Below are 7,921 nucleotides of genomic sequence, written 5' to 3' on the forward strand. Positions count from 1 at the left end.
TGAAACTATCCTGCCTGCCAGGCCTCACACATTTTACGCAAATCAATGATATGAATGAACAATTATGAGAATTCGATCACCATACAGTGGCTGAGGGCAGGGAAAACAAGGCGAGCGTGTTGCGCATTATCCCTTCGGCTATGGCTGCCGGCGGCTCCGACCGCAGTTCGCACAGGGCGTCAAATACCCGCGCAGCTTGCTCCGGGCGATTGGGCTGTCCCTGGAAGCCATTGAGCGGCATATCCGGGGCATCGGTCTCCAGCAGCAGGGCTGAAAGCGGCAGACGCGCCATCACCTCGCGGGTTTTGCTGGCGCGGGGATAGGTAATGGTGCCGCCAACGCCGATCTTATAGCCAAGCTGCACGAAACGCTCGGCCTGCTGCAGGCTGCCGGCGAAGCCATGTACCACCCCGGTACGCGGTAGGGCATGTTTTTTCAGCAGCATCGCCAGCTTATCGTGGGTGCGTCGGGAGTGGAGGATCACCGGCAGATCGTAACGCTTCGCCAGACGCAGCTGCGCTTCCAGCAGCGCCTGCTGACGATCGAACTGCGGCTCGTCGCGATAGAGATCGAGACCAATCTCCCCCACCGCCACCAGTTTTGGCGGGCGCTGCGCCAGCGACGCCTCCAGTTGCGCCAGCCCCTCATCGGTGTGCTGCTCGATGACAATCGGATGCAGGCCCAGCGCGGCATACAGCGCCTCGTGCTGCGCCGCCAGCGCCAGCACGAGGCTAAAACGCTCAGCGGAGATGGCCGGAACGATAATTCGCCCGACGCCGGCCTGCGCCGCACGCGCCAGGCTGGCGACCTCATCTTCCGCGAAGGGGGGAAAATCGAAGTGGCAGTGGGTATCGATAAAACGGTGCGTCACGCCAGATCCTCATGATTAAAGCTTGCGTCATTGGCCTGCGGCGCAGCGATGATGGTCGCCTGCGGCGCTTCATTGGCCACCGGCACCGGCGGCACCACCACCGGCGCAGGCCGGGCGATACGCGGCGCGTGGCGCAACAGCGGCGGCCGGTCGGCCAGCAGTTTACCCACGGTGGCCAGGAAATAACGGCCGCACTGGCGTCCGGTTTTGTAGTCCTCCAGCAGCGCCGGCAGTCGGCTGCCAAGCGCCATGCTGCGCAGCGGCCGCTGGGGATAGATTTCGAAGATCCGCAGTTTGCCGGGCGGTTTTTCGATGAACTGCTGGATGGCGCGATAGGTGGTTTCGTGATGATGCACCAGATTGACCAGCGGCTGCAGGCTGCTCTCCCCCAGCCAGCGCTCCATCCGCTTAAACCACTCCGGGGTGTAAAACATCTGCGAAGGGACAGTGCGGATCACCACGATAGTCTGAGCGCCGCGGCGGGCCGCCTCCTGTACCGGGATCGCATCGCTGACGCCGCCGTCAAGGTAGCTAACGCCGTCAAGCAACACGCCGCTGCGGTAAAAACCGGGGATGGCGCTGGAGGCGCGGATCAGATCCAGCCAGGTTTGCGGCGTCGGTGAAAAATAGCTGGCGGAGTAATCGTCGCCGCGACAGGCGCACATCCACAGCTCTTTGCCCAGCGCGAACTGCGTTTCGGCATAGTTCATGGCCAGCGGCATCTGCTGCGAGGTGGCCTCCACCAGCCAGTCGAGATCGATAAGGTTGCCGCCGCGCACAAAGCGCATCGGATCGAAAAACTGGCGTGAGGTGGTGTAGCGTGTGATGACTTTGCGGGCATAGCCTTGCTGATTACACATGTAAGCGGAGAGGTTTTGCGCCCCCGCGGAGGTCCCCAGCATCAGGTCAAAGGGGTTAAATCCGGCGCGCATGAATTCGTCCAGAACCCCGGCGGTGAAAATCCCTCGCTGTCCCCCGCCTTCACACACCAGCGCCAGCTTGCCTGGTCGGAAGGGTTTAACCGCCAGCGGGGCGATATTGCCCAGCGTAACGGGAATGCGTTGCCCCACCCTGCTTTCCTGTTCGATTAGTCTTCTCCTGACAAGGTAACGCAATTTGCCCATCGCTTAAACCGCGAAAGCCAGTCCGCAGGACTGGCTTTGTGTAAGACGACGTGTCAGTAAAAACGCTCAGGCTTCAGCATCGCCCGGATTGTTGTCCCTCTACGGACGTCTGCGTCCTGTAAACAGGCTCACCAGGAACAGGATAATCCCGACGACAAAGACGATTTTCGCGGCGCCAGCGGCAGTACCCGCCAGACCACCAAAGCCCAGGGCCGCAGCAATTAATGCAATGACCAGAAAAATAATTCCCCATCGAAACATACTTTTCTCCTTACCATAATGGACGGTGAACAGCGGTTTGCGCACCCTTTCTGGAAAGCTCATCGCTCAGTGGGTGCTGCTATTCGTTCGGCAACCTTGGCCAGACAACACTTTTGTTAATAACTCGATTTACTTCACGCTAAGATCGTTGCGGACGCTTTTCACACCGGAAACCGCTTTCGCAATCTCTTCGGCGCGTTCAGCCTGCGCCGCGGAAGCCACCGTACCGGTCAGATGCACTGCGCCGGCGTTAGTTTCGACTTTCACATTGCGCGAAGGGACAATGTCATCCGCCAGCAGCTTAGCCTTCACTTCGCTGGTAATAGCGGTGTCCCCGGCATAGCCTTTCAGCGTCGCCGTCTCACTCGACGATTTGTGCTGCACCGTCAGCTTGTCGTTGACCTGAGAGACGCCTTCGACCGCTTTTGCCACGCTCAGCGCCTGACTTTTCTGTTCAGCACTGGTGACGTCGCCGCTGAGGGTGACCACTTTGTTTTCCGTTTTCACCGAAATATCGCCGGAGTTAATATCTTTATGGTCGATCAGCGCCGCCTTTACCCGTGCGGTAATGGTGCTGTCGTCCATAAAATCGCCGACTTTATTAATCGAATTGTCTACCGCCTCTCCCGCATTGCCGGCAGCTGACTTCGCACTGTCTACCGTTGTTTTTTCCGTCTCTGCCGAGGCGTTCAACGCGGCTAAGCCTAAGAAGAGCGCCAGCAACATATTGGCATTCTTTAGTCTGGTCATCGTGATGTCCTCGTTTTTTCACCAGCGCTGGCGTCTTATCGCAGTGAATTACGCCAGCATTTTTAAAAACACGAATTAAATATAGTAGACAGGCGAAGGGGTTGCGGAGGATATGGATAAAAAACAGACGAATTAGCGGCGTTTTAAGAACTTTCCAGAAGGAGGGAAGCGCGGGCGGAAGAAGAAAAAAGCGCGGCCTGCGCCGCGCTTCGTCAGGGATTAGTGCTCGCGCGTTTTGCGGAACACCACGTCAGGATAACGCTCCTGCGTCAGGTTCAGGTTGACCATCGTCGGGGCGATGTAGGTCAGGTTATCGCCGCCATCCAGCGCCAGCTGAACTTCGTTTTTACGTTTGAACTCTTCGAATTTCTTCACGTCAGTGGATTCAACCCAGCGCGCGGTGGCCACGTTGACCGATTCGTAAATCGCTTCCACGTTGTATTCGCTTTTCAGGCGCGCCACGACGACGTCAAACTGCAGCACACCCACGGCGCCGACGATCAGATCGTTATTGGCGATCGGACGGAAGACCTGCACCGCGCCCTCTTCAGAGAGCTGAACCAGCCCTTTCAGCAGCTGTTTCTGCTTCAGCGGATCCTTCAGGCGAATACGACGGAACAGTTCCGGTGCGAAGTTCGGAATACCGGTGAACTTCATCATCTCGCCCTGGGTGAAGGTATCGCCAATCTGAATGGTGCCGTGGTTATGCAGGCCGATGATATCCCCAGGATAGGCTTCTTCAACGTGCGAACGGTCGCCGGCCATAAAGGTCAGCGCGTCGGAGATCACCACGTCTTTACCGATGCGCACCTGACGCAGCTTCATGCCTTTCTCATATTTACCTGACACCACGCGCATGAAAGCCACGCGGTCGCGGTGTTTCGGGTCCATATTGGCCTGAATTTTAAACACGAAGCCGGTGAACTTCTCTTCCGTCGCGGTGACTTCACGGGTGTCGGTGTTACGCGGCATCGGCGCCGGTGCCCACTCCACCAGGCCATCCAGCATATGGTCAACGCCGAAGTTACCTAACGCGGTCCCGAAGAACACCGGGGTGATTTCCCCGGCCAGGAACAGATCTTTATCGAACTCGTTCGACGCGCCCTGCACCAGCTCCAGCTCATCGCGCAGCTGCTGCGCCAGATCTTCCCCCACCGCCGCGTCGAGATCCGGGTTGTTGAGCCCCTTCACGATGCGCACTTCCTGGATGGTATGGCCTTTACCGGTCTGATACAGGTAGGTTTCATCTTTGTAGAGATGATAGACGCCCTTGAACAGCTTACCGCAGCCGATAGGCCAGGTAATCGGCGCGCAGCCGATTTTCAGCTCGTTCTCCACTTCATCCAGCAGCTCCATCGGATCGCGGATATCACGGTCGAGTTTGTTCATAAAGGTGAGGATCGGCGTATCGCGCAGACGGGTGACTTCCATCAGCTTACGGGTCCGATCTTCGACGCCTTTTGCCGCGTCAATCACCATCAGGCAGCAGTCCACCGCCGTCAGGGTACGGTAGGTATCTTCCGAGAAGTCTTCGTGCCCCGGGGTATCCAGCAGGTTCACCAGACAGTCATGATAGGGGAACTGCATCACCGAGGTGGTGATCGAGATACCACGCTGCTTTTCCATTTCCATCCAGTCGGATTTCGCGTGCTGGCTGGAGCCACGACCTTTTACGGTACCGGCGGTCTGAATCGCCTGTCCGAACAGCAGCACCTTTTCGGTGATGGTGGTCTTACCGGCATCCGGGTGAGAAATAATGGCAAAAGTGCGGCGTTTGGCCACCTCTTGCAGATAAGGAGACAACGTCATAATTAATCTTCTAAGTAAACGCGGCCATGAGCCACGCATGTGGAATACGAAAAATTGCGGCTATTTTACCCATCAACGGGGGGGAGGCAATCAGTGTTTACACAGGAGCTGCTCCAGTTCGCTTAACGAGGTCACCGTCCAGTCCGGCTCGAGGTCCGCCGGCAGCTCGCGCTGATGCGCATTGAGCCAGCAGGTCGCCAGTCCGGCATTCACGCCGCCGCGAATATCCGACTCGGCGGTATCGCCGACCATCAGCACCCGCGAGCGCGGTGGGTTACCCGCCTGCGCCAGCGCGTAATCGAAAATGCGCGCGTCCGGTTTGGCGACGCCCACTTCTTCAGAAATAATCAGCAAATCAAAGTGATCGCGTAAACCGGTCCGCTCCAGACGAGTCTGCTGCAGCGAGGTAAAGCCGTTGGTAATGATGCCCATCCTGACCTTGCCCTGCAGCGCGTTGAGCAGAGAGACCGCGCCCGGCAGCGGCGCACAGATTTCCGCCATCGCATTCATAAACGCGTCGTTGAGTTCCCCCGGCGGCACATTCAAACGTTCCGCCCAGCTGTCAAAGCGCTGGTGCTGCAGCTGCAGCGAGGTGATGGCGCCGTTCTGGTAATCCACCCATAGCGGCTTATTCACGGCCTGATAGTCCTGAAAATCTTCGGCGGTAAAGGTCACGCTGTAGTCGAGAAACATCCGCTGCAAGCCGCTGAAAGAATCAAACGTAAACAGCGTTTCATCGGCATCAAAGAAAATCCAGTCCCATTTCATCGTATCACCTTGTCTTACATACTGATTGGCAGAGCCATAATAATGGCGTCTTCGCGCCCGTCGGCCGTCGGGTAGTAGTTGCGGCGAATCGTCGCCTCATTGAAGCCTAAGCTTTCATACAGCGCGATAGCGGCAACGTTGGAGGCGCGCACCTCCAGCCATAGCGTGACGACGCCGAGCCTTTCGACTTCGTCAATGACGTGTTCCAGCAGCGCTCGCCCCAGGCCACGGCGCTGGTAAGCGGGATCGACCGCGATATTGAACAACGTCGCCTCATCCAGCACCACTTGCGTAATGGCGAACGCCGCCATTTCGCCATCCACCGACAGCTGATAGTTACGATAGCGTTCCCCCTGGTTACTGGCCAGGGTCTGTTCGCTCCACGGGAAAGCGTGGGCGCGGGTTTCGATTTGCCAGGCTCGGGTTAAATCAGCCGTGCTGAGGATAGAAATCGTGTTCATATGCGCAGATTTGTTGCCAGAGCGCCCTGCGAGCCGGCGCGCTGGTCTGGAGTTCATCAAAAGCGGGGGTGGACACCTGGGCGCCCGCCAGCGGCAGCGACGCCTCTGTGCCCAACCGCCAGCTGTTGCAGCGGCTGTCCTGCGGCAGCATCGCCACCCGCTCCGGGGTCAGCTGCAGGACCTGATCTGGCGTCACGGCCAGCGCGCGCAATACGTCGCCAATCAGCGGCTCTGTCAGCGACGGCGGGGTTTCCGCCACCATCACCAGACGAATATGTTCAGGAAGCGAGATAGCGATTTCGCCCTGCAACGCCCCCGGTCGGCGCAGCGACCACTGGGTAATGCCCAGCTGCTGTAGTTGCCAGTCTCGTCGGGATGTCATAGCGAAACACTCCTGTTAAACAAGCGCGCAATATAGCAAATCCGTCGTATCTGCGCCAACAAACTACTATAATCGGCGCCAGTCTTAATGAAGGAGTGTTTCATGTCCGCTTTTACCCCGGCAAGTGAAGTCTTGCTGCGCCACAGTGATGATTTCGAGTCCGCCCGCGTTCTGTTTGCCGGTGACCTGCAGGATGACCTGCCTGCGCGTCTGGATACCGCGGCCAGCCGCGCCCACACCCAACAGTTCCACCACTGGCAGGTCCTCAACCGCCAGATGGGAGACACCGTCCGTTTTAGCTTAGTGGCTGAGGCCGCTGACGTCGCCGAATGCGACACCCTGATCTACTACTGGCCAAAGAACAAACCAGAGGCACAGTTCCAGCTGATGAACCTGCTCTCTCTGCTGCCGGTGGGAAGCGACATTTTCGTCGTCGGTGAAAACCGCAGCGGCGTCCGCAGCGCGGAGCAGATGCTGGCTGAATACGCGACATTAAACAAAGTGGATAGCGCCCGCCGCTGTGGCCTCTATCATGGCCGACTGGAAAAGCAGCCCGCCTTCGACGCCGATGCCTTCTGGGGCGAATACACACTGGATAATCTGACGATTAAAACCCTGCCAGGCGTCTTTAGCCGCGACGGGCTGGACGTCGGCAGCCAGCTGCTGCTCTCCACCCTCGAGCCGCATACCAAAGGGAAAGTGCTGGACGTCGGCTGCGGCGCAGGCGTGCTGGCCGCCGCGCTGGCCAGCCATTCGCCGAAAGTGCGCCTGACCCTGTGCGACGTCAGCGCCCCTGCGGTCGAAGCCAGCCGCGCGACGCTTGCCGCCAACGGCCTGGCTGGCGATGTGTTTGCCAGCAACGTCTTCTCCGAGGTCAATGGTCGCTTCGACATGATCATCTCCAACCCGCCATTCCATGACGGGCTGCAGACCAGCCTCGAAGCCGCCCAGGCGCTGATCCGCGGCGCGGTTCGCCATCTGAACAGCGGCGGCGAGCTGCGCATTGTCGCCAACGCCTTCCTGCCGTATCCGCAGGTGCTGGATGAGACGTTCGGCTTCCATGAGGTGATCGCCCAGACCGGACGTTTTAAGGTCTATCGCACCATCATGACCCGTCAGGCGAAAAAATAGTCGCCTTCTCACGCCGGCGGCCCGTTTCTGGTACCGCTGGCGCTTCCTGCGGGCAAATCCGCCCATTTTTGCAGCAATCGATACAACCTGCATAATTAACTATTGACGTGTCGCCGAAAACCACTAGAATGCGCCTCCGTGGTAACGATACTTTCATAGTGTCGATGGTATGCGAAGGTGGCGGAATTGGTAGACGCGCTAGCTTCAGGTGTTAGTGTCCTTACGGACGTGGGGGTTCAAGTCCCCCCCCTCGCACCAACGAGGCAATATCTAAAGAAAGAATACTGTGCGAAGGTGGCGGAATTGGTAGACGCGCTAGCTTCAGGTGTTAGTGTCCTTACGGACGTGGGGGTTCAAGTCCCCC

The 7,921-nt window shown here is 58.4% G+C and carries 9 protein-coding genes and 1 tRNA gene; 2 read left to right on the forward strand and 8 right to left on the reverse strand.

Annotated features, from left to right (window positions below):
* Window positions 1-76: 76 nt before the first annotated feature.
* The 8 genes from K5R89_RS04825 to K5R89_RS04860 all read right to left on the reverse strand — a co-directional run bounded on the left by K5R89_RS04825 (window position 77) and on the right by K5R89_RS04860 (window position 6,426).
* Window positions 77-871, reverse strand: coding sequence for a metal-dependent hydrolase (locus K5R89_RS04825; protein WP_180263683.1), 795 nt, complete (start codon window positions 869-871; stop codon window positions 77-79).
* Entirely contained in the window at window positions 868-1,941 is a 1,074-nt protein-coding gene (locus K5R89_RS04830; protein WP_023291890.1) for a patatin family protein, read from the reverse strand. Before K5R89_RS04830 ends, K5R89_RS04825 begins: the two co-directional genes overlap by 4 nt.
* A 153-nt stretch (window positions 1,942-2,094) precedes the next feature.
* A complete protein-coding gene (locus K5R89_RS04835; RefSeq protein WP_002887716.1) occupies window positions 2,095-2,256 on the reverse strand; it encodes a DUF1328 domain-containing protein in 162 nt (53 codons plus the stop codon).
* 129 nt (window positions 2,257-2,385) lie between these two features.
* On the reverse strand, window positions 2,386-3,006 hold the full coding sequence (gene osmY, locus K5R89_RS04840) for a molecular chaperone OsmY (protein WP_217259197.1): 621 nt from the start codon (window positions 3,004-3,006) through the stop codon (window positions 2,386-2,388).
* A 219-nt stretch (window positions 3,007-3,225) separates the two neighbouring features.
* The gene (gene prfC, locus K5R89_RS04845; protein ID WP_002887711.1) at window positions 3,226-4,815 is read right to left on the reverse strand and encodes a peptide chain release factor 3; all 1,590 of its coding nucleotides are present in this window, start codon (window positions 4,813-4,815) and stop codon (window positions 3,226-3,228) included.
* A gap of 90 nt (window positions 4,816-4,905) precedes the next feature.
* A complete protein-coding gene (gene yjjG, locus K5R89_RS04850) occupies window positions 4,906-5,583 on the reverse strand; it encodes a pyrimidine 5'-nucleotidase (protein WP_217259196.1) in 678 nt (225 codons plus the stop codon).
* Window positions 5,584-5,597: 14 nt separating this feature from the next.
* Window positions 5,598-6,044, reverse strand: a complete 447-nt coding sequence (gene rimI, locus K5R89_RS04855) for a ribosomal protein S18-alanine N-acetyltransferase (RefSeq protein WP_044525302.1) — start codon at window positions 6,042-6,044, stop codon at window positions 5,598-5,600.
* A complete protein-coding gene (locus K5R89_RS04860; protein WP_217259195.1) occupies window positions 6,013-6,426 on the reverse strand; it encodes a DNA polymerase III subunit psi in 414 nt (137 codons plus the stop codon). Before K5R89_RS04860 ends, rimI begins: the two co-directional genes overlap by 32 nt.
* Window positions 6,427-6,528: 102 nt before the next feature.
* Between K5R89_RS04860 and rsmC the strand changes: the two genes are divergently transcribed.
* The gene (gene rsmC, locus K5R89_RS04865; protein WP_087827558.1) at window positions 6,529-7,557 is read left to right on the forward strand and encodes a 16S rRNA (guanine(1207)-N(2))-methyltransferase RsmC; all 1,029 of its coding nucleotides are present in this window, start codon (window positions 6,529-6,531) and stop codon (window positions 7,555-7,557) included.
* A gap of 171 nt (window positions 7,558-7,728) precedes the next feature.
* A tRNA-Leu gene (locus tag K5R89_RS04870) sits at window positions 7,729-7,815 on the forward strand.
* The last annotated feature ends 106 nt before the right edge of the window (window positions 7,816-7,921 follow it).

Origin of the sequence: Klebsiella sp. TF21-TM (assembly GCF_019753495.1) — a bacterium.
Lineage (GTDB): Bacteria > Pseudomonadota > Gammaproteobacteria > Enterobacterales > Enterobacteriaceae > Klebsiella > Klebsiella quasipneumoniae.

Coding starts and splice junctions, on each gene's coding strand:
- K5R89_RS04835 (WP_002887716.1), bottom strand. CDS start 2,256: ATGTTTCGATGGGGAATTATTTTTCTGGTCATTGCATTAATTGCTGCG.
- osmY (WP_217259197.1), bottom strand. CDS start 3,006: ATGACCAGACTAAAGAATGCCAATATGTTGCTGGCGCTCTTCTTAGGC.
- prfC (WP_002887711.1), bottom strand. CDS start 4,815: ATGACGTTGTCTCCTTATCTGCAAGAGGTGGCCAAACGCCGCACTTTT.
- yjjG (WP_217259196.1), bottom strand. CDS start 5,583: ATGAAATGGGACTGGATTTTCTTTGATGCCGATGAAACGCTGTTTACG.
- rimI (WP_044525302.1), bottom strand. CDS start 6,044: ATGAACACGATTTCTATCCTCAGCACGGCTGATTTAACCCGAGCCTGG.
- K5R89_RS04860 (WP_217259195.1), bottom strand. CDS start 6,426: ATGACATCCCGACGAGACTGGCAACTACAGCAGCTGGGCATTACCCAG.
- rsmC (WP_087827558.1), top strand. CDS start 6,529: ATGTCCGCTTTTACCCCGGCAAGTGAAGTCTTGCTGCGCCACAGTGAT.